15 protein-coding genes and 1 tRNA gene are annotated in these 22403 nt (G+C 40.7%); 11 read left to right on the forward strand and 5 right to left on the reverse strand.

Features of this window, described 5'->3' with window-relative positions:
* The first annotated feature begins 26 nt into the window (after positions 1–26).
* The 7 genes from MoGM_RS09615 to MoGM_RS09645 all read left to right on the forward strand — a co-directional run bounded on the left by MoGM_RS09615 (position 27) and on the right by MoGM_RS09645 (position 6402).
* Positions 27–860, forward strand: a complete 834-nt coding sequence (locus MoGM_RS09615; RefSeq protein WP_104369865.1) for an MBL fold metallo-hydrolase — start codon at positions 27–29, stop codon at positions 858–860.
* A gap of 21 nt (positions 861–881) precedes the next feature.
* A complete protein-coding gene (locus MoGM_RS09620; RefSeq protein WP_104369866.1) occupies positions 882–2201 on the forward strand; it encodes a DEAD/DEAH box helicase in 1320 nt (439 codons plus the stop codon).
* 129 nt (positions 2202–2330) lie between these two features.
* A complete protein-coding gene (serC, locus tag MoGM_RS09625; RefSeq protein ID WP_104369867.1) occupies positions 2331–3398 on the forward strand; it encodes a 3-phosphoserine/phosphohydroxythreonine transaminase in 1068 nt (355 codons plus the stop codon).
* A 74-nt stretch (positions 3399–3472) separates the two neighbouring features.
* Positions 3473–4390 carry a 3-phosphoglycerate dehydrogenase gene (locus MoGM_RS09630; protein WP_104369868.1) on the forward strand — a complete coding sequence of 306 codons (918 nt, stop codon included), beginning with the start codon at positions 3473–3475 and terminating at the stop codon, positions 4388–4390.
* Positions 4391–4397: 7 nt separating this feature from the next.
* A complete protein-coding gene (locus tag MoGM_RS09635; RefSeq protein ID WP_104369869.1) occupies positions 4398–5648 on the forward strand; it encodes a DUF1015 domain-containing protein in 1251 nt (416 codons plus the stop codon).
* A 36-nt stretch (positions 5649–5684) separates the two neighbouring features.
* The gene (locus MoGM_RS09640; RefSeq protein WP_104369870.1) at positions 5685–6272 is read left to right on the forward strand and encodes a YigZ family protein; all 588 of its coding nucleotides are present in this window, start codon (positions 5685–5687) and stop codon (positions 6270–6272) included.
* Between the two features lie 42 nt (positions 6273–6314).
* Positions 6315–6402 (forward strand) — tRNA-Ser (locus MoGM_RS09645).
* An 82-nt stretch (positions 6403–6484) separates the two neighbouring features.
* Here the strand turns inward: MoGM_RS09645 and htpG are convergent.
* From htpG to MoGM_RS09665, 4 genes are all read right to left on the reverse strand, one after another.
* A complete protein-coding gene (htpG, locus tag MoGM_RS09650) occupies positions 6485–8539 on the reverse strand; it encodes a molecular chaperone HtpG (RefSeq protein ID WP_104369871.1) in 2055 nt (684 codons plus the stop codon).
* 567 nt (positions 8540–9106) lie between these two features.
* The gene (rlmH, locus tag MoGM_RS09655; protein WP_104369872.1) at positions 9107–9577 is read right to left on the reverse strand and encodes a 23S rRNA (pseudouridine(1915)-N(3))-methyltransferase RlmH; all 471 of its coding nucleotides are present in this window, start codon (positions 9575–9577) and stop codon (positions 9107–9109) included.
* A gap of 4 nt (positions 9578–9581) precedes the next feature.
* The gene (locus MoGM_RS09660; RefSeq protein ID WP_233210245.1) at positions 9582–10199 is read right to left on the reverse strand and encodes a LolA-like putative outer membrane lipoprotein chaperone; all 618 of its coding nucleotides are present in this window, start codon (positions 10197–10199) and stop codon (positions 9582–9584) included.
* Positions 10196–12637, reverse strand: a complete 2442-nt coding sequence (locus MoGM_RS09665; protein ID WP_104369873.1) for a DNA translocase FtsK — start codon at positions 12635–12637, stop codon at positions 10196–10198. The genes MoGM_RS09660 and MoGM_RS09665 overlap by 4 nt, the downstream gene beginning before the upstream one ends.
* A 108-nt stretch (positions 12638–12745) precedes the next feature.
* Between MoGM_RS09665 and MoGM_RS09670 the strand changes: the two genes are divergently transcribed.
* Genes MoGM_RS09670 through tilS form a run of 3 tightly spaced genes read left to right on the forward strand, consistent with a single transcriptional unit; the run spans position 12746 to position 15902 of the window.
* A complete protein-coding gene (locus MoGM_RS09670) occupies positions 12746–13387 on the forward strand; it encodes a 3'-5' exonuclease (RefSeq protein WP_104369874.1) in 642 nt (213 codons plus the stop codon).
* Complete coding sequence (locus MoGM_RS09675) at positions 13362–14546, forward strand: class I SAM-dependent rRNA methyltransferase (RefSeq protein WP_104369875.1); 1185 nt, start codon at positions 13362–13364, stop codon at positions 14544–14546. Before MoGM_RS09670 ends, MoGM_RS09675 begins: the two co-directional genes overlap by 26 nt.
* 3 nt (positions 14547–14549) lie before the next feature.
* A complete protein-coding gene (tilS, locus tag MoGM_RS09680) occupies positions 14550–15902 on the forward strand; it encodes a tRNA lysidine(34) synthetase TilS (protein WP_104369876.1) in 1353 nt (450 codons plus the stop codon).
* A gap of 154 nt (positions 15903–16056) precedes the next feature.
* Here tilS and MoGM_RS09685 read toward each other — a convergent pair whose 3' ends face one another.
* Positions 16057–18600 (reverse strand): ATP-dependent Clp protease ATP-binding subunit, encoded by a 2544-nt coding sequence (locus tag MoGM_RS09685; RefSeq protein WP_104369877.1) that lies wholly within the window; start codon positions 18598–18600, stop codon positions 16057–16059.
* Between the two features lie 1202 nt (positions 18601–19802).
* Between MoGM_RS09685 and gyrA the strand changes: the two genes are divergently transcribed.
* Entirely contained in the window at positions 19803–22403 is a 2601-nt protein-coding gene (gene gyrA / locus MoGM_RS09690; RefSeq protein WP_104369878.1) for a DNA gyrase subunit A, read from the forward strand.

Here is a 22403-nt window from a genome sequence, read left to right on the forward strand (position 1 = left end):
TTACTTTTGCACAAAATAATAACAAAATGCTGAATTTTATATCCTTTGGCAGTGGTAGCAGTGGTAATTGTTATTACTTGTATACTGCGACGGATGGATTACTGATAGATGCCGGAGTCGGCATAAGAACACTGAAAAAACACTTTAAAGATTACGGTCTGAGTATATCTAAAGTTCGAAATATACTTATAACACATGATCATGCCGACCATGTTAAATCTGTCGGATGCATAAGCCATGAGAATAATATCCATGTTTACACAACAAGAGAGGTGCATCAAGGGATTAGGCGTAATTATTGTGTGCACCACAAAATAAATACCGAGCATGTCCATTACTTACAGAAGAGTGAAGAACTTGAAATTGGGGAATTCAGAATTACCCCTTTTGAAGTTCCGCATGACAGTGCGGATAATGTGGGGTATTGTATTGAGCATGGAAATGTTGTATTCTGTTTGATAACAGATGCAGGGTTGGTTACAGATGAAATGAAGGCTTATATACGAAAAGCAAATTATCTTGTTATAGAGGCAAACCATGATGAGGAGATGGTTCTTAACGGGGCATATCCGCAATATTTGAAGTCAAGGATATTAAGTGGGAAAGGACATTTGAGTAATTCCGCATGTGCCCATGCTCTTGTAGAGAACGCAACGGAAAATCTAAAGAAAGTATGGTTGTGTCATTTGAGTGAAGAGAACAATCATCCGGAACTTGCCAGAAAGACCATAGAGAATATCCTTCGTGCGTCAGGAATAGTTGTTGGTAAGGATTTTGATATGGAGATATTGAAAAGAAAGACTCCTACCGGTATTTATGAATTGAATAATGGTCATATAAATGAACTTCATATTATATGATTTAAAAAAAATAAGAAAGAAATGAAAATAAATGATATATTAGGGAAATTAGGAATATCCGAACTTAGTGGAATGCAAAAAGAATCTTATGATGCCATTATGAATACGGATAAAGATGTGGTCGTTCTATCACCTACTGGTACAGGTAAAACTTTGGCATATATGTTGGCCTTGATAGAAAAACTTGACCGTGATAATAGCAGCGTACAAGCGCTCGTTGTTGTTCCAGGTAGGGAACTTGCCCATCAATCAGATAAAGTATTAAAGAGTTTAAAAACAAATATTTCTTCCGCAAGTTGTTATGGCGGACGCCCGGCCATGGATGAACACCGTGCCATGAAGCAGTCCTGCCCACAAATAGTATTTGGTACCCCCGGACGATTAAACGATCATATTAATAAAGGTAATATATCTCCTTACGCAATACGGTATATTGTGATAGATGAGTTTGACAAATGCCTTGAAATGGGATTTCATAATGAGATGTCTAAGTTGTTAAAGAGCCTCCCCGGGATAAACCGTAGGATTTTACTTTCGGCTACTGATGCAAAGGAAATACCTGAATTCATCAAAATATCAAATGCAATAAGACTAAATTACATAAATGAAGATAACGGCATATCACAACGTGTAAATTTTCATAAGGTAAATAGTCCGATAAAAGATAAATTAGAGACATTGAATAATTTGATTTGTTCATTTGGCGCACAAAACTCTATCGTATTTTTAAATCATAGGGAGAGCGTTGAGCGTGTGGCCAAATATCTGGGAACTCAAGGGTTTGTGGTAAGTCTTTTTCATGGCGGATTAGAGCAAAAGCAGCGAGAAGATGCTTTGTATAAATTTAGTAATGGCTCTGCAAATATACTTGTGGCTACAGATTTGGCTTCTCGCGGAATAGACATTAAAGATATAAATAATATAATTCACTATCAGTTACCATACGGTAAGGAAGAGTACATACATCGTATCGGACGTACAGCACGATGGAAATCTGAAGGAAACGTATTCTTTATATTAGGACCGGATGAGATATTGCCGGATTATGTAGATGACAAATGTGCTTCTTATTCAATAAAAGAGGCTGTGCCAAAGCCTTCATTGCCTAAAATGGCAACTCTTTATATCGGTAAAGGTAAGAAGGATAAGATAAGTAAGGGGGATATTGTCGGATTTCTGTGCAAGAAAGGTGGAATAGCCGCAAATGATATTGGGCAGATTGATGTAAAGGACAGATATACTTATGTTGCAATATCCAGAAATAAGGTAGATGATGTGTTATATGCGGTTAACGGTGAGAAGATAAAAGGAATCAAAACAATAGTAGAATTTATCAAATAATTCAAAAAGTAAGGAATAGATATATTTCTGTTAAATTATTTTGTAATTTGAAATAAAAACTATAACTTCGCAGACAGATTTTAATAGATATAAAGAATATATTTACATAATACTTTAATCAACATTAATATGAAGAAGTACAACTTTAATGCAGGTCCATCAATGCTCCCACGTGAAGTGATTGAAAATACCGCTAAGCAGTGTTTAGACTTCAACGGTTCCGGTCTTTCCCTGATGGAGATCAGTCATCGGGCAAAGGATTTTCAGCCTGTAATAGATGAAGCGGAGGCGCTCATCAAGGAATTATTGCAAATACCGGATGGATATTCGGTTGTATTTTTAGGCGGTGGAGCTTCTCTTGAATTCTGCATGATACCATATAACTTCCTTATTAATAAAGCCGCATACTTGAATACGGGTACATGGGCGAAGAAAGCAATGAAAGAAGCCAAACTTTTCGGTGAGGTAATAGAAGTAGCTTCTTCCGCTGATGCCAACTACACATTTATTCCTAAGGATTGGACTTGTCCGGAAGATGTGGATTATCTTCATATAACCACAAACAATACCATCTACGGCACTGAGATACGTAAGGATATTGACGTGAATGTTCCTTTGATTGCAGATATGTCATCAGATATATTCAGCCGTCCGGTTGATGTCAAGAAATATGACTGTATCTATGCGGGAGCACAGAAAAATCTGGCAATGGCAGGTGTCACTTTGGTTATTGTAAAGAATGAGAAATTGGGCAAGGCACCTAGACAGATACCTACGATGCTTAATTATCTGACACACGTGGAAAAAGGTTCGATGTTCAATACTCCTCCCGTCGTTCCGATTTATTCGGCTCTTGAAACTTTGCGTTGGATAAAAGCTAATGGAGGTGTAGAGGCTATGGATAAGTTGGCATTGCAACGTGCGGATATACTTTATGGAGAAATAGAACGTAATAAGTTATTCCGTGGAACCGTGAAAGAGGAAGACCGTTCGGTTATGAATATCTGCTTTGTGATGAATGAAGAATATGCGGAATTGGAAAAACCGTTCTTTGAATATGCAACATCCAAAGGCATGGTCGGCATAAAAGGCCATAGGAGCGTGGGTGGTTTCAGGGCAAGTTGCTATAACGCACAGACAATAGAAGGCGTTAATGCTCTTGTACAGTGTATGAAAGAATTTGAAGCTCAACATTAATTGTTTTGTATCATTGTCAGGGCGGAGTGTTCCGCCCTGACTTTTTATTTATATAAAGTAAAGAAAGAATAAATATGAAGGTATTGATTGCAACTGAGAAACCGTTTGCGGCGGCTGCCGTAGACGGCATAAAGGCTGAACTTGAATCTGCAGGACATGACGTTATTTTGTTGGAGAAGTATACGGATAAAGCGCAATTGTTAGATGCGGTTAAGGATGCTGATGCAATGATTGTGCGTTCCGATAAAATATCAGCAGACGTATTGGACGTGGCAAACAACATGAAGATCATAGTAAGGGCGGGTGCCGGATATGATTCCATTGATACAGAATTTGCCAAGCAAAAGAATATTGTGGTGGAAAATACTCCAGGTCAGAATGCCAATGCCGTTGCCGAACTAGTATTCGGTATGCTTGTATTTGCTGTTCGTAGTTTTTATAATGGTAAATCTGGAACGGAATTAAAAGGTAAAAAACTTGGAATACTTGCTTTCGGCAATGTCGGACGGAATGTAGCCCGTATCGCTACCGGTTTTGGCATGGATGTTTATGCTTACGATGCCTATTGCTCCAAGGAGGCAATAGAGAACGGCGGTGCAAAAGCCGTTGACAGTTCGGATGACTTGTTTAAACTTTGTGATGTGGTTTCCCTCCATATTCCTGCAACAGCCGAAACAAAAGGGAGCATCAATTATGATGTTGTCAGTATGATGAAGAAAGGTGCAGTTCTTGTCAATACAGCCCGTAAAGAGATTGTCGATGAAGACGGTCTTTTGAAGTTGATGTCAGAGCGTGAGGATATTAAGTATGTCAGCGATATCAAGCCTGATAAGGATGCGGAGTTTGCTAAGTTTGAGGGGCGTTATTTCTCTACACCGAAGAAAATGGGAGCACAGACGGCGGAAGCGAATACGAATGCCGGTATTGCCGCCGCAAGGCAGATTAATGCTTTCTTTGCTACAGGTGATACAAAGTTTCAGGTGAACAAATAATATTTATATGGCAAGAATAAAACCGTTTAAAGGTATACGTCCACCAAAGGAACTTGTGGAGAGGGTGGAGTCACGTCCTTACGATGTACTCAATTCCGATGAGGCACGAATCGAGGCCGGAGACAATGAAATGAGTTTATATCATATCATCAAGCCTGAAATTGATTTTGAGCCTAATACGAGCGAATATGATTCACGTGTTTACGAGAAAGCCGTAGAGAACTTCAAGAAATTCCAAGACAACGGATGGTTAAGGCAGGACGACAAAGAGTTGTATTATATTTATGCACAAACCATGAATGGCAAAACTCAATATGGTCTTGTCGTTGGAGCCTATGTGGACGATTATATGACAGGTATAATCAAGAAACATGAACTTACACGTAGGGATAAGGAAGAGGATCGTATGAGGCATGTTCGAATAAACAATGCCAATATAGAACCTGTCTTTTTCGCATATCCAGATAATGAGGCCATGGATAAATTGATAATGCGGTACGCTTCCACACAGCCGGAATATGATTTTATCGCTCCTATTGATGGTTTCCGTCACCAATTATGGATTATCGATAATTCGGATGATATTGAAACAATCACTACCGAATTTGCCAAAATGCCGAGTTTGTATATAGCCGATGGACATCATCGTTCTGCTGCAGCTGCTCTTGTAGGTGCGGAGAAGGCAAAACAAAATCCCAATCATACCGGGGATGAAGAGTATAATTATTTCATGGCTGTGTGTTTTCAGGCATCTCAACTGACAATTCTTGATTATAACCGTGTTGTGACAGACTTAAACGGCATGACAAAGAGCGAGTTCCTCTCAGCGTTAGGCAAGAATTTTGTTGTTGAAGATAAGGGCACGGAAGTATATAAGCCGGCTAAATTGCATGAATTCTCACTCTATATGGAAGAGCATTGGTATCGCCTTGAAGCCAAGGAGGGTACATATAATGAGGCTGATCCAATCGGAGTTCTTGACGTAGACATTTCAAGCAGACTTATTTTGGACGAACTTCTCGGTATAAAAGACCTGCGTAGTGACAAGCGCATAGACTTTGTCGGTGGATTGAGGGGACTGGAAGAACTTAAACGTCGGGTCGACAGCGGTGAGATGAAGATGGCTTTGGCTCTTTATCCTGTCTCAATGCAACAGATAATGGATATTGCCGACAGTGGAAAGATAATGCCCCCGAAGGCCACATGGTTTGAGCCAAAGTTGCGTTCGGGATTGATTATTCATAAATTATCCGATTAGTCAAACTGAAATAATCCATTCTGTATCAACATTTTAATGACAGATACATATAAAACCATAACGGATAAAACAGGCGAGGGATATTACACCGAGAAACGGAGTAAGTTCCTCGCTTTTTGTCATCACGTCACTTCGCTTGAAGAGATAAAGTCATTATTGACAATGTACCGCAAAAAGTATTACGATGCGCGTCATGTGTGTTATGCGTACATGCTTGGTGCGGAACGCAATGACTATCGTGCCAATGATGACGGTGAGCCAAGCAGCACGGCCGGAAAACCAATACTTGGACAGATAAACAGTTCCGAACTGACAGATATACTCGTCGTTGTCGTGCGATACTATGGCGGAGTAAATCTCGGTACAAGCGGATTAATAGTCGCTTACCGTGCCGCGGCAGCCAATGCAATAGCTAATTCTGAAGTAGAGATCCGTCTTGTGGAGGAAGAAGTGACATATAATTTTCCTTATGTCATGATGAATGATGTCATGAAGATAATAAAAGACATGTCTCCGCGAATAGTGGCTCAGACATACGATAATACTTGCGAGATAAAATTAAGCATCCGAAAGTCGGAAGCCGAGCAACTGCGTGCAAGGTTGAACAAATTATCTTTTGAATAATTTTGTGATTAAGGAAATAAATATTACCTTTGCACACGGAAAGGAAAGTTGGCAGAGTGACCGAATGCGCTGGACTCGAAATCCGGTATACCCATTGCGGGTATCGGGGGTTTGAATCCCTCACTTTCCGCTTTTATTATTATTTTTTTAGACGATAAAAAGCCGCTTATGTTATCATAAGCGGCTTTTTGTATTTTCAATCTTTGTCATTGTCATTTGATTAGACTGACAGAACGTTTCAGGAATGCATCAAGTGAAGCACCTTTCAGCATGCCGTTCTGTAACAAGGCCAAGTCTATAAGTTGGCGGACAATGTCATTGCTCTTTGCATAACCGGCCAAAATATCCTTTTTCTTCTCTTTCTCTGTCTCGATTGCTTTTTCGGTATTGTGCAGGTCGTCTTTTTCCTCTTGAGTGATTTCTTCTTGTTTCTTCTTATCCTGACTCTGGTGTATGGCTGCGAGACGTGCTTGCAAACCTTTGAGTTCGCTCAATACGGGTGACAGTGCTTCCTTGTTCTTTGTCTCGCTATCGTCCAAGACTCTCTTTATCAGCGGATGATCGCTGTTTAAGACCAGATTGTAGCTGTCAGGCATCTGTGCATAGAAACTCATGCCAGCCTGATAACGGCTCATCTCTTTCATTCGGCGCATATACTCATTTTGGGTAATCATCACCGGAGCGCCTGATTCTCCAAGACTTTGCGTCTCTACATAAAATTCCACTTTATCTATGTTGGGAATCTGAGAGCGGAATACCGTAGAAAGATTATCACGTTCATCATCGCTAAGCTCGCTCTTCTTCAATTCTTCTTTGACAATCAGTCTTTCCACTATATCGCTATCGACACGTGTGAACCGGCTCTTCTCAAATTTCTGTTCAAGCATTGAAACGACAGGCACATCGAGTTGACCGTCGAGGAGGAGCACACTATATCCCTTTGCTTTTGCTGTTTCTATATAACTGTATTGCTCTTCCCTGTCAGTTGAGTACAGATATACCAATTGTCCGTCTTTGTCTGTCTGGTTATCTTTTATCAGTGTCTTGTACTCCTCAAAAGTGAAATATTTGTTGTCACAGTCTTTCAAAAGTGCGAAATCTTTGGCCTTGTCATAGAAGCTTTCCTCACTGAGCATACCATAGTTGATAAAAAGTTTCAAGTCATTCCATTTATCCTCATATCCTTTTCTGTCTTCTTTGAATATACTTTGCAAGCGGTCGCTAACTTTTTTAGTGATATAAGTCGAAATCTTCTTCACATCGCGATCACTTTGAAGGTATGAGCGGCTGACATTCAAAGGAATGTCAGGAGAGTCAATAACACCGTGAAGCAAGGTAAGAAACTCTGGCACTATGCCTTCTACCTGATCTGTGACAAATACCTGATTGCAATACAACTGAATTTTGTTTCGCTGTAAATCAATATTAGACTTCACTCTAGGGAAGTATAATATACCTGTAAGATTGAACGGATAGTCAACATTCAGATGTATCCAAAACATCGGCTCGTCCTGCATGGGATAGAGTGTCCTGTAAAAAGACTTATAGTCTTCGTCTTTCAGTGTGCTTGGAGTCTTGGTCCATAGCGGTTCCACATTGTTGATGATATTGTCTTCATCTGTTTCTACACTCTTTCCGTCTTTCCACTCCGTTTTCTTTCCGCAAGCCACTGGTACTGGCATGAATTTACAATATTTATTCAAAAGGCTTTCAATCCTGCCTTTCTCTAAAAATTCCTTGCAGTCATCATCTATATAAAGAATAATGTCTGAGCCGCGGTTTTCTTTTTCAGTGTTGTCAATCTCGTATGCCGGACTTCCGTCACAACTCCATTTTACGGCTTTGGCTCCGTCTTTATAACTTCTCGTTATTATCTCCACTTTCTTGCTCACCATAAATGACGAGTAGAAACCAAGACCGAAATGGCCTATTATATTATTGGCGTTGTCCTTGTATTTTTCAAGAAAATCGTTTACGCCGGAAAATGCTATTTGATTTATATATTTCTCAATCTCTTCATCTGTCATACCAATGCCATGGTCACTGATAGTTATCGTACCAGCTGTTTCATCGACATTTACTTTTACAGTGAGGTCACCCAGTTCGCCCTTAAACTCGCCTTTATCAGCAAGTGTCTTTATTTTCTGCGTAGCATCCACGGCATTTGAAACCATCTCACGAAGAAAAATCTCATGATCTGAGTATAAGAACTTTTTGATAACGGGGAATATGTTCTCGGTTGTAACCCCGATATTACCTTTTTGCATATTATAGTTTTATTTAAATGTTTTCATTTTATTGCAATGCAAACACCATGCCAAAAGATTCATGTCATACAGTTTTCTTATCCATCGGAAGACTTGTGGTGTGTGGCAAAATATCGTACAAAAACCATTCTGAGAATCAGTTGTTTTGAAATAAAAAACCGTTGTATGAAAATACAGCCTTATTTTATGTGCAAACACAATCATTTGATAATAAGTGTAATAAGTTGGTCTATTCTTGTTTTGTGCAATTTTTCTGGCATATTTTATCTCTTTTCAAATCTAATTTGGTATATGTTTAGTTCCAATTGGATACTTATTGCCCCACATTTAGCGGCTCATTACATTGTAACGGACTGCTAAATGCAACGCAATTACCTGCTAAATTAACTCTAACGAGTATCCCAATGCAAAAACTTGTACTTTAGAATAAAGAATTGCAGGGTAGGGACTGGTCACGGAAAACCTGGTTCACAAAAAAATAAGGACCTTTTTTCGTGATTTTATTATTACTAATTTGATGGTGGAAGGCGAATATGAGGATATACAAGTTATTCATAATTATATTCATTATTCGTGATGATATGGCTCACCCTTTATAATTGTACATGCCCGATATAACTGTTCTGTGAATATGAGCCTTACCATTTGATGGGAAAATGTCATCCGTGACAATGAAATCTTCTCATTGGCTCTTTTATATACGGCATCCGAAAAACCATAAGCTCCTCCTATCACAAATACAAGTCTGCGGGCTGAGTTACGTTTCTGTTCTATCCACTTGGCAAACTCTACACTCCGATACTCATATCCTTTCTCATCCATGAGAACCATGGTGTCAGTCGGCTGTATTTGCTTTAATATAAGCTCACCTTCAGCCTGTTTTTGCTGTTCTTCCGTGATGTTCTTTGTGTTTTTGATGTCAGGTATTATTTTGATTTCAAAAGGCATGTAATGCCCAATGCGCTCGGTGTAATCATCTATTCCGGCACAGAAATGCTTGTTTACAGTCCGCCCAATGAGTATAAGAATAGTTTTCATATGCCTATCTCAAATCTATTATTTCTGCCTGTGGGTAGTCTTTGGTATTAAAGGTGAATACAGCGTCGTTGATATTCGCTTTCTTGAAGTTCTTTATAGTAATGTCAGTCCAGCCCTTGGGTTGTTTAATTCTCAACTGTGAAATAATATAAGTTTTACCATTGACTGTTACAATCATCTCCGAGATTGATTGTTTATTGTTCGTGGCAGTGAGATGTACTTGATAATTATTACCGTTTTTCTTTAACGAACAGGCATACCCTTTGCGGTACATATTAATGAAATTATATGGATTTATGGCCTGTATCTCTTTTGCGGTAGGTGTGGTCACATTCACTTCTTGATTTTTCTTTATATATGTCCACATGGTCTTTCCATTGAACCACACAATGGCTTGAGGACTCTTTACCTGTATTTTGGGACCTTTCATGGCTATCGAACCACTAAGATTACCATATTGCTTACCGGTCATTTTGAAGTCTGCCGATATTCCCCCCTTGTTGCTTATTACTGCAACGGCCTTATCCAGTACATTTTTTGCAGATTGAGCTGTGACAACTCCACATATTAATGTGAGCATGAAAACCATGCCTATTTTTTTCGTAAATAATATTGTTTTCATTTTCTTATCGAACTTAAAAGATTATTCAGACTTACTTCATCTTGTATCAGCACCTCACGTGGCTTGCTCCCCATGGCTGCTCCCACGACACCAGCTTTCTCTAGCTGATCCATCAGACGGCCCGCTCTGTTATATCCAATAGAGAACTTGCGTTGTATAAGGCTTGTACTTCCAGACTGGTTCAGCACAATCAGCCGAGCAGCATCTTCAAACATCGGGTCGAGATGTTGCATGTCCACATCCGACGCTCCGCCAATGGCTTCGCCCGATTCGACATCCGGTTCAGGCAACTCGAATGGAGTTACATATCCCTGCTGGCCGGCTATAAAAAGATTGACCCGTTCCACTTCAGGAGTATCCACAAATGCACATTGCACACGTACAGGCTCGTTGCCATTGAGGAACAATAAGTCGCCACGGCCTATTAGCTGATTGGCTCCGGGTCGGTCAAGGATCGTCTTTGAGTCTATCATGGCACTTACCTTGAAAGCCACACGTCCGGGGAAGTTCGCTTTTATATTACCGGTAATAATAGTCGTCGTAGGTCGCTGGGTCGCTATGACCATGTGTATTCCGACTGCACGAGCCAGCTGGGCAATACGTGCTATTGGAAGTTCTATTTCCTTACCGGCTGTCATTATCAAGTCACCAAACTCATCTATTATCACGACAATATATGGCATGAAACGGTGCCCGTTCTGAGGATTTAGCTGGCGTGAAATGAATTTCTTGTTATATTCCTTTATATTCCTTGCGCCGGCAGCTTTAAGCAGGTCATATCTAGTGTCCATCTCTTTACAGAGACTATTCAGAGTACGGACTACTTTCGTTACGTCTGTTATGATAGGTTCGGCGTCGTCATCAGGTACTTTTGCAAGGAAATGATTGGCAATAGGTTCGTATATGCTGAATTCCACTTTTTTCGGGTCAATGAGCACAATTTTCAACTCAGCTGGATGTTTCTTGTATAATAATGATGTTATTATTGCGTTTAGTCCTACTGATTTTCCTTGACCTGTGGCTCCGGCTACAAGCAAATGTGGAATTTTTGCAAGGTCGAACATGAACACTTCATTTGTAATTGTCTTGCCTATCGCGCAAGGCAATTCCATCGTCGTCTCCTGGAATTTTTTTGAATTGAGTATGCTTTCCATCGAGACAATATTCGGTTTTGCGTTCGGAACTTCAATACCGATTGTTCCTTTACCTGGAATTGGAGCTATGATGCGGATACCCAAAGCCGACAAGCTCAATGCGATGTCATCTTCAAGATTTCTTATTTTAGAAATACGGACACCTTGTGCCGGTGTTATCTCATATAGCGTGATTGTGGGACCGACAGTAGCCTTAATGCTGCTAATCTCCACCCCAAAATTACGTAAAACCTCCACAATACGGTTCTTGTTTGCCGTTTGTTCAACCATATCGATATAAGGCTTACCATCATTATCATATTTTTTCAGCAAATCAAGTGTAGGATAATGATAGTTCTCAAGGTCGCGCTTGGGGTCATATGGAGTGATTAGGTCGTGATCTGTGTCTACAAGCAGTTTGCCGTCAGCTTTTTCCTCATTCTTGGCGGCCTCAATTTTTATATCTATACTATCATTTTCTTTTTCAACAGGTAAATCGAAAGGTACTTCTTTAGCCACATTAGTTTCAGCCGTAATACTTTCTTCGGTGTCAAACTCAACGGTTTGAGGTGCCGGATTGTCAAAAACCTCCGGATCTTCTAATATATCGAGGGGTATTTCCGTTTTATTCTCTGCAGTACATTCATTATTGCTTACTGTGAATTTTACCCTGTCAGTAAAGAATTTCACGGGATTAAGTATCTTTCTTACTACATAAATCGTCTCGGCACTTATGTATGTAAGGAAAATAATTGCAGTCAATCCCAATAAAGCGGTTAGGCCCGGGGAGCCTATAAGATTTTCAATCCAAATACATATATATGCTCCATGATCGCCTCCAGGATTGAAACAACTGTCTATAAACAACGGAGTTATGAATTTGGCCAACACTACTGAAGCCCATATCATAATACTCATCATACACATAAACCACTTCAAAAGAACCACATTATACACTCTCATGAGTTTCATTGCAACGAGAATGAAAAACACAGGAATGAAAAATGCCGGTAGTCCGAAACTTCTTTTTATAAAAAAGTATGAGAGATACGAGCCGAAAGAGCCACAACTGTTTTGAAACTCTCTCTCAGCATTCATAATCTCTCCGGCACGGGGAGTTTCTATCAGGCTCTGATCGGCGGCACCAGTGGAGAAAAATGAGATAAATGACATTATTAGAAAAATGGCGAACACAAATGCCGCCAGACCTGTAATGAAGTTTATTTTCTCGTTATTGAATATATTGTTGATGCCTAATACATTACCGAATGAATATGTTTTACTCTTTTTCTTTCTCGCTACCATTTTCTATTTCGATGAATAAATTTATTCTGCAAAATTAGCAGAAAAAAGTCATATTTGATTATAAACTCATTGCTTTTTTGTAATTTTGCAAGTCGAAAAGACTTGAAAATGAAGAAAACATTATACAGTAAATATGACAAAACGCAGATAAATACGTTGCCACGTGTTGCATTTGAGGGACGTATTGTTGTCGTTTTGACTCCTACGGAAGCCGAAAGGGCAGTGGAATACTTGCTGTCTCAGCCTATCTTAGGAGTGGATACAGAGACGCGCCCGTCGTTTAAACGGGGTGTCGTACACAATGTTTCTCTACTTCAAATAGCTTCTCACGACATTTGTTTTTTATTCCGTTTAAAGCATACGGGTATGTCTCCTTCAATAATACGGTTGCTTGAAGATACTACCGTACCGAAGATCGGCCTGTCGCTTAACGATGATATATCTATGCTTCATAAAGTAGCTAGGTTCACTCCGGGATATTTTATTGATTTGCAGAAGCATGTAAAGGAAATCGGGGTGGAGGATTTGAGTCTTCAAAAGCTATATGCCAATTTTTTCGGGCAAAAGATAAGCAAGGCCCAAAGACTGACTAATTGGGATGCAGACATACTTAGCGACAAGCAGAAGCAATATGCGGCTATTGACGCTTGGAGTTGTATAAATTTATATGAAGAACTTATTAGGTTGGAAAAAACCGGAGATTATGAACTTATAAAAGTGCAAGATGAAGTACAGGCAAATATATCTTAAAAAGGGTAAGGAAGACAGTCTCAAACGCTTTCACCCATGGGTTTTCTCCGGTGCGATAAAGCATGCTGAACCGGGTATTGAGGAAGGAGATATAGTAAAAGTGTTGACAGATAGCGGAGAGTTTATCGCTTTGGGACATTACCAAATAGGCTCTATTGCTGTCAGGGTATTGTCTTTTCAGGAATGTGATATTAATTCTTTATTTTGGCAATCCAAATTACAGTCGGCATTGGAGGTAAGGGTATGCATTGGAGTGGCTGACTCATCCGATAATAATACTTATCGCTTGGTGCATGGCGAAGGAGACAACTTGCCGGGATTGGTTATAGACATATATGGGAAAACCGCCGTAATGCAGGCACATAGCGTGGGTATGCATGTTTGTCGCAATGAGATAGCCAACAGTTTGGTCACTGTGATGGGAAACCGTATTGACAACATATATTACAAAAGCGAAACGACTTTACCTTATAAAGCGGAACTTGGCCAAGAGAACGGTTTTGTATATGGAAATTCCGAGGATAATATTGCGATAGAGAACGGATTGAAATTCCATGTCGATTGGCTAAAAGGACAAAAAACAGGTTTTTTTGTAGATCAGCGTGAGAATAGAGCTTTATTGGAAAGCTATGCCCGTGGCCGTAAGGTGCTTAATATGTTTTGTTATACCGGTGGATTTTCTTTTTACGCTATGCGTGGAGGAGCGGAATTGGTGCATTCTGTAGACAGCAGCGCAAAAGCGATAGAGCTTACAGAACGTAATGTCGAGTTGAATTATCCCGGTGATAATCGTCATGCGGCTTATTGTGCAGATGCTTTTAAGTATCTTGAAGAATCCGGAAACAATTACGATTTGATAATATTGGATCCTCCGGCATTTGCGAAGCATCGTGCGGCATTGCACAACGCTCTTAAAGGTTATACACGACTTAATGTCAAGGCATTTGAAAAAATCAAGCCGGGTGGCATATTATTTACTTTCTCTTGCAGTCAGGTTGTGACTAAAGATAATTTCCGCAATGCGGTATTTACCGCAGCTGCAATGGCTAAACGTAATGTGAGAATAATGCATCAGCTTCATCAGCCGGCAGATCATCCCGTTAATATATATCATCCTGAGGGAGAATATCTCAAAGGACTGGTGCTTTATGTGGAATAGAATTTGGATTTAGCAAGTATTGTTTCTGCATATATCGAGCGACTTGATTTGCTTGATAAAGACCGCGTTCATATTGTGGCGGTGAGCGGTGGCGCTGATAGTGTGGCCTTATTATTGGTATTATCCGAATTGGGCTTTTGCGTGGAGGCGGCCCATTGCAATTTCCATCTGCGTGGAAAAGAATCTGACAGGGATGAGGATTTTGTTCGTGAGCTATGCAATAAGAATAATATACCATTCCACTTAACTCACTTTGATACAACCGGATATGCTTGTCTGCATAAAGTAAGCATCGAGCTTGCGGCCAGAAAATTGCGTTATTCTTATTTTGAGCAATTACGAAAGAATATTGATGCAGTTGACATTTGTGTGGCACACCATAGTGATGACACTGTTGAGACCGTGTTGATGAATCTGGTCCGCGGTACGGGGATACACGGATTGTCGGGTATCAAAGCCGTAAATGGAAATATCAAGCGTCCTTTTTTATGCGTAAACCGTGGTGATATAGAAAATTATTTGAAGCACAAAAAACAGATTTATGTCACCGATAGCACAAACCTAACTGATGAAGCCACGCGAAATAAGTTCCGTCTTAATGTGATACCGATGCTCAAATGCATCAATCCAAAGGCATCGGAAAATATAAGACGTACAGCGGAATACATGGCTGAAGCGGTCAAGATTTTTGACGATGCTATATCCAAGGGCATTAAACGTGTCGTCAATAGGGTAGCCGAGGATGATTGTTTATATATAAATATAAAGAGTCTGCTTAAAGAACCGTCACCGGAATATTTGTTGCACCAGATACTGAAGGATTATCATTTTACGGCAATGCAAGTAGAACAAATATATCACAGTGTTGGTTCGCAACCGGGAAAGCTATTTGCTTCTGGTGATTTTGAATTATTGATAGATCGTTGTCATATAATTGTCTCACCTCATGCCGAGGTCTTTAAATCATTGAAAATTCCACAATGTGGTACTTATATTTTGTCTGATTTAGGCAGAATATCAATCACACAAACAATGGTTGATGAAAATTTCGTTATATCCCGCGATAAAAATAAAGTATGTCTTGATGCTTCCGAAATAGAATTTCCGCTTGTTTTGCGTATAATTTCCCCCGGAGACAGGTTTATTCCGTTTGGCATGAGAGGCTCAAAGCTTGTCAGCGATTATCTTACCGACAAGAAAAAAACACTGTTTCAAAAGAAAAAACAACTCGTTCTTACTGATGCTTCAGGTGCCATCGTGTGGCTGGTAAACGAAAGACCTGATGCCCGTCACTGTATATCCGATAAAACGAAGAACGCTCTTGTCGTATCATTTGAATGTATGAAATATAAATAAAGTCTGCCCCAACATTTATAAAAATGCTTTGAGGCAGACTTATTTGTCGTTTTACCCAGGATATAAATCCCCCTTTTTCTGTTATTTATAGTGAGTATTCGCTTTTTCGATAGTACGAATATTGTCTCTTATCCAATACATTCCACTCTGTATGTCAGATAGTGAATGCAAGTTCTTCCTTACCTTCCTGCTTGGTTATCGTGATTTTATCTCCGGCTTTCAATTCGCCGTTGATTATCATTTCGCCCAATCCATCTTCTATATATGTCTGGATGGCACGTTTCAAAGGACGTGCACCAAACTGGACATCATATCCTTTTGACGCTACGAACTCCTTGGCCTCGGCACTGATATCAAGTTGATACCCCATGGCCTCTACTCGTCCAAACAATCCCCTAAGCTCAATGTCGATTATCTTTTTAATCGCATCCATATCCAACTGATCGAAAGTGATAATCTCATCGAGCCTGTTGAGAAATTCCGGTGAAAACTGACGGCTCAGTGACTTTTGGATAATACTGCGAGCATATTCCTTATCTTTGTCGTTAAGAGCAAGTCCACCATCAGACGCATTAAAACCTACTCCACGCGAAAACTCTTTCAATCGCTTGGTTCCGGCATTGCTCGTCATGATAATCACCGTATTACGAAAGTCTACGAAGCGGCCGTTTCCATCTGTCAGCCGTCCCTCGTCAAGCACTTGCAACAACAGGTTATATATGTTGCCATGAGCTTTTTCAATCTCGTCCAGCAATATGATAGAGTAGGGGTGGCGCCTCACTTTCTCCGTGAGTTGTCCTCCCTCCTCATAACCGACATATCCCGGAGGTGCGCCGATAAGTCTGGATACGTTAAAGCTCTCGGTGTACTCACTCATATCTATTCTTATAAGAGCCTCTGATGAACCAAACATAAACTCTGCAAGTTTCTTTGCAAGATATGTCTTGCCCACACCTGTAGGCCCGAGGAACATGAAAGCGCCAATCGGATGATTGGGGTCTTTCAGTCCGACTCTGTTTCTCTGTATAGCCTTTACAATCTTGTCAATAGCCGGTTCCTGAGCGATAACGACTCCTTTAAGTTCTTCTGACATTCCTTTAAGTCGTATACCCTCTGCCTCTGCCATGCGCTGTACTGGAACACCGGTCATCATCGACACAACATCGGCCACGTCACTGCCGGTTACAGTCTGCCTGTCACTACTTTCACCATTGGTCCACTTTTCGTTAAGCTCTTTCAGCTCTGCTTCCAACTCCGTCTGTCGGTCCCTATAACCAGCGGCAAGTTCAAAGTTCTGGTTTCTTACCGCAGCTTGTTTTTTATCCTTTATTATGTCTATTTCTTTTTCTTTCTCGGTTATTTCCGGTGGAATCGTCATAGAGCCGAGACGAACTCTCGAACCGACCTCGTCAAGAGCGTCTATCGCTTTGTCTGGGAATTGCCTGTCTGTAATATATCTTTCTGTCAGCTTGACACAAGCATGCAGTGCCTCGTCTGTGTATTCCACATGGTGGTGATGCTCATATCTACCCTTTATATTTTTCAATATAGCATAAGTCTCATCACTTGTTGTCGGTTCGACAAGAACTTTCTGAAATCTTCTTTCAAGTGCGCCGTCTTTTTCGATGCTATTGCGATACTCATCAAGTGTTGTCGCTCCTATACATTGTATTGTGCCTCTTGCCAACGCCGGTTTTAATATATTTGCGGCATCCATGCTTCCAGGAGTGGATCCCGCTCCCACAAGGGTATGAATCTCATCTATGAATATAATTATATCGGGATTTGTCTCTATTTCCTTTATCAATGCCTTTATACGTTCCTCAAACTGTCCTCTGTATTTTGTTCCTGCCACAATGCCGGTCATATCAAGGCTGACCACCCGCTTGTTGAACAGCATCGGAGATACGTGGCGAGCAGCTATAAGCTGTGCCAATCCCTCAACAATAGCGCTTTTGCCAACACCTGGCTCACCTATTAGTATGGGATTGTTTTTCTTCCTTCTACAAAGAATTTCTATCACGCGGGCAATTTCACGCTCACGCCCGACAACCGGGTCAAGCTTGCCGTCAAGAGCTGCTTTTGTCATGTCAACCCCGAAATTGTCTATGACAGGTGTTTTACCTTGGGACTTACGGTTTTGAGTGGCAGTCTGAGAATTCTTTGCGTTCATGTCTCCCCGGCTTCCACCACCATGTGGGTCAGCCTGCTCAAATTCACTTTCCTCCTCATCAGGTAATCCTATGCCGTCTTGTATATGTCCTTTGGATTGAAGCATTGTCATGGCATCTTCGTAATTCATGTTGTTTATTTCCAGTATTTCTTTAGCTCCATTATCTACATTATCATGAAGTATGGCAAGTAGCAGATGTTGCTCGTCAACACGTTGTGTACGCTGTATACGTGCTTCAAGAACGGCAAGTTTCAGTATGTTGCTTGCTTTTTCATTCAATACCAGTTCCGATGTGTTGATTGGTACACCAATCTCATCTTCACGCACTTTGTTTTCAAGGCCAGCCTTTACAGACTGTATATTAATGTCCAACCTGTTGAATACATCTATTACCGGACTCTCTTTTATTCTCAACAATCCGAGAAGAAGATGCTCCGGACCGACAGAGCGACTTGCCAAGCGCGCGGCTTCTTCCCTGCTATAAGCAAGAATCTCTGATACTTTGGGCGAAAATTGACTTGTCATTATTTATCCTCTCTCTTTAAATTAAACAATCTATTAATTAATAAGCGTAAGAAAGCAAAAGCCATGCCAAAGTACACAAACGGAATGTTATGTCTATTAAATATTTGTTATATTGCGTTCGTTGCCTTATTCATTAAGGAATATTCTTGTGTCATTTACTGATATTTATTTAATAAGTCAATACGGCTTCTGCGACCGGTATATACAAGAATATTGGCTGTGGTATCGTAATATGTATCGCAAACATATTTGCTTTATATGTTATTTCGTATTATATTTGCATACTGTTAAACGACAAACGCCCCTATGACTGCATGATAAATATTGACAAAATAGCGTGTCTTAAAAACGCTGCAACTCTAATGTTCCAGACTTTAAAATTTGATTTAACTGATGTCGGTTTGCTTTCAGTAACTGTTCAGACCTATCATGTATTTATTGTTTACTGCATATAGTATATAATTCACCACCATACTGATTTACAGGCGAGACTCCACCATAACGTGTAGTCTCGCCTTTTACTTTAATAAAGTATATTATTTTATTACAAATCAGTCACAAAGTGTTCTTCATCTAAGTATTTATTGCATTCCGTTCGGATACCGGTTGCTCTGCATTTAGCGTCTAAACGCAATGCAACGGGTATCCAAACGGAATACAACCACTATCTAAATACAACTGAAACTATTTTTGCCTGAAATCACTACAGTAAGTTGTCAAAAATTATAGTGTAATCCGTCGGTTTACATCTTTTTCTATAATAAGTTATGTCTAAACGGAATTATAATGTATTTGACATTATTTTTACATACCTCTAAAATATTTGCACCAACCGCCATTATACTTTTTCTTGGCTGAAGATTATTATTCGAGCATGTCAAGCCATGATAACGAATATGCTGGGGCTAACGTGGCATAGTTGCCAAATGTAACGTGCATATTTGTTTTTATTCCTAAAAATCCATTATCACAGTACAACTGCAACACCATTTTCGAGGCCGTAAAGGTCTGTATGGCAGTACACGTGTACTTATAAAATTGTTTAAATGTTTCTTTATGTCTGAAAAAAGTAGTAATTTTGAAGGCTTTAAAGATGTAAAAACGCGTCAGAACGGCTTAAAAGTGCCTTAAACGGCATTTCAGCGGTAAACCGCCGGCCTTGTGGCAGCTAAGCAGATAACAATAAAAACAAATAACAATCAATGGATCAAACATTAGACCAAGACAGAATCATAAAAATTAATATTGAGGAAGAAATGAAATCCTCATATATTGATTATTCGATGTCTGTAATCGTAGCCCGTGCTCTTCCGGATGTTCGCGACGGATTTAAACCTGTTCATCGCCGTATCCTATATGGAATGATGGGTATCGGTAACGGCAGCGATAAGCCGTATAAGAAATGCGCACGTGTTGTCGGTGAGGTGTTAGGAAAATATCACCCGCACGGAGATATTTCCGTATATGGCGCTCTTGTCAGAATGGCACAGGAGTGGAGCATGAGATATACATTGGTAGACGGTCAAGGCAACTTCGGTTCTGTGGATGGAGACTCAGCGGCAGCAATGCGTTATACCGAATGCCGACTATCTAAAATGGGAGAGCATGTCATGGATGATTTGGAAAAAGACACCGTAGACATGACGAACAACTTTGACGACTCGTTGCAGGAGCCGACCGTAATGCCGACAAAAATACCTAATTTGCTGGTAAATGGCGGAAATGGTATAGCCGTGGGTATGGCGACCAATATTCCGACACACAATCTGGCGGAAGTAATAGACGGCTGTTGCGCTTACATAGACAATCCGGATATAGACACAGACGGGCTTATGGAGTATATCAAAGCTCCCGACTTCCCGACCGGTGCATATATATATGGTATACAAGGAGTGAAAGACGCGTACGATACAGGTCGCGGACGGATTGTGATGAGAGCCAAAGCCGAAATCGAGACAGGAGACACTCATGATAAAATCGTGGTGACGGAAATTCCTTATGGCGTAAACAAGGCTGATCTCGTGAAATATATAGCAGATTTGGCAAATGAAAAAAGAATAGAAGGCATCAGCTATGTAAACGACGAGTCGGGACGTCAGGGTATGCGTATCGTCGTTGACGTAAAGCGAGAGGCAAACGCCAATGTCATTCTTAATAAACTTTTTAAGATGACAGCACTGCAAAGTTCTTTCTCGGTGAACTGTATCGCCCTTGTGAAAGGCAGGCCGAGACTTCTTTCCTTGAAAGATTGCGTGAGGTATTTTGTGGAGCATCGTCATGACGTGACGATCCGCAGGACAAGGTTTGATTTGAAGAAAGCGCAAGACCGTGCCCACATTCTGGAAGCGCTCATAGTTGCCTGCGATAATATCGATGAGGTGGTACATCTTATCCGTACGTCCAAGACTCCGCAAGATGCTATCGAAAACCTCAAGAAACGTTTCGACTTTGACGATGTTCAGGCAAAGGCAATTGTTGACATGCGTCTAAGCCAGTTGACCGGCCTTCGCATGGATCAGTTGCATCAAGAGTACGAGGAACTTGAAAAACTCATAGCCCACTTACAGGAGATACTTGACAATCCTGAATTGTGTAAGCAGGTGATGAAAGCCGAGTTGCTGGAAGTAAAAGAGAAATATGGTGACGAGCGTCGTACTGAAATAAAGTATTCGAGCGAAGAGTTTAATGCGGAGGATTTCTATCCGGATGATCCAGTCGTGATTACAATCAGCCACTTGGGATATATCAAGCGCACGGCTCTTTCTGAATTTAAGGAACAGAGCCGCGGTGGAGTAGGAAGCAAGGGTGCCCAGACGCGTGACGCTGATTTCACGGAATACATATATCCCGCTACAATGCATAACACATTGCTTTTCTTCACTCAGAAAGGACGTTGTTATTGGCTTAAATGTTATGAAATTCCGGAGGGGGCAAAGAACTCGAAAGGCAGAGCTATACAGAACTTGCTCAATATTGAATCCGACGATGCCATCAATGCAGTTTTGAGAATAAAGAAGTTTAATGACGAAGAGTTCCTCAAAAGTCATTACGTAGTATTTGCGACAAAGCACGGTATAATAAAGAAAACATGCCTTGAAGCATATAGCCGCCCGCGCACAAACGGCGTAATAGCCATAAATATCATGGAAGGCGATCAAGTCGTGGCAGTCAGGTTGACAAACGGTAATAACGAACTGATCATAGCCAACCGTAACGGCCGTGCGATACGATTTAATGAAAAAGACGTACGTGTGATGGGACGTGTGTCTACCGGAGTGCGCAGTATGCGCCTTGATGATGGTGACGACGAGGTGATAGGCATGGTGTGTGTCAACGACCCGCAAACAGAGACCATAATGGTTGTAAGCGAAAACGGATATGGAAAGCGTAGCGAGATTGAGGACTATCGGAAAACGGCCCGTGGAGCAAAGGGTGTGAAAACATTGAGCGTCACGGAAAAGACTGGCCGACTGGTTGCGATTAAGGTTGTGACCGATGAAAATGACCTCATGATTATCAACAAGAGCGGAATATTGATACGCTTGAAAGTTGCCGATGTACGTGTAATGGGGCGTGCGACACAAGGTGTCAGACTGATAAACCTCACAAAGAAAAACGATATTATTGCAAGTGTTTGCAAGGTGATGAGTGCAGGTGACGCTGAGATAATGGAGCAAGATGGACAGACCGCATCGGAAGCAAGTGCATCACAAGCAAATAATAATAATATGTCTGATTCTGATGACGCGTCGGAAATTCATCCTGACGAAACGGCTCCAATCGTAGAATTCGGTGAAGAATAA

This window comes from Prevotella sp. MGM1 (genome assembly GCF_002933775.1).
GTDB lineage: Bacteria > Bacteroidota > Bacteroidia > Bacteroidales > Bacteroidaceae > Prevotella.

Coding starts and splice junctions, on each gene's coding strand:
- MoGM_RS09665 (WP_104369873.1), bottom strand. CDS start 12,637: ATGGTAGCGAGAAAGAAAAAGAGTAAAACATATTCATTCGGTAATGTA.
- MoGM_RS09675 (WP_104369875.1), top strand. CDS start 13,362: ATGAAGTACAGGCAAATATATCTTAAAAAGGGTAAGGAAGACAGTCTC.
- gyrA (WP_104369878.1), top strand. CDS start 19,803: ATGGATCAAACATTAGACCAAGACAGAATCATAAAAATTAATATTGAG.
- MoGM_RS09670 (WP_104369874.1), top strand. CDS start 12,746: ATGAAGAAAACATTATACAGTAAATATGACAAAACGCAGATAAATACG.
- MoGM_RS09615 (WP_104369865.1), top strand. CDS start 27: ATGCTGAATTTTATATCCTTTGGCAGTGGTAGCAGTGGTAATTGTTAT.
- htpG (WP_104369871.1), bottom strand. CDS start 8,539: ATGCAAAAAGGTAATATCGGGGTTACAACCGAGAACATATTCCCCGTT.
- MoGM_RS09630 (WP_104369868.1), top strand. CDS start 3,473: ATGAAGGTATTGATTGCAACTGAGAAACCGTTTGCGGCGGCTGCCGTA.
- MoGM_RS09635 (WP_104369869.1), top strand. CDS start 4,398: ATGGCAAGAATAAAACCGTTTAAAGGTATACGTCCACCAAAGGAACTT.
- serC (WP_104369867.1), top strand. CDS start 2,331: ATGAAGAAGTACAACTTTAATGCAGGTCCATCAATGCTCCCACGTGAA.
- MoGM_RS09640 (WP_104369870.1), top strand. CDS start 5,685: ATGACAGATACATATAAAACCATAACGGATAAAACAGGCGAGGGATAT.
- MoGM_RS09620 (WP_104369866.1), top strand. CDS start 882: ATGAAAATAAATGATATATTAGGGAAATTAGGAATATCCGAACTTAGT.
- rlmH (WP_104369872.1), bottom strand. CDS start 9,577: ATGAAAACTATTCTTATACTCATTGGGCGGACTGTAAACAAGCATTTC.
- MoGM_RS09660 (WP_233210245.1), bottom strand. CDS start 10,199: ATGAAAACAATATTATTTACGAAAAAAATAGGCATGGTTTTCATGCTC.
- MoGM_RS09685 (WP_104369877.1), bottom strand. CDS start 18,600: ATGACAAGTCAATTTTCGCCCAAAGTATCAGAGATTCTTGCTTATAGC.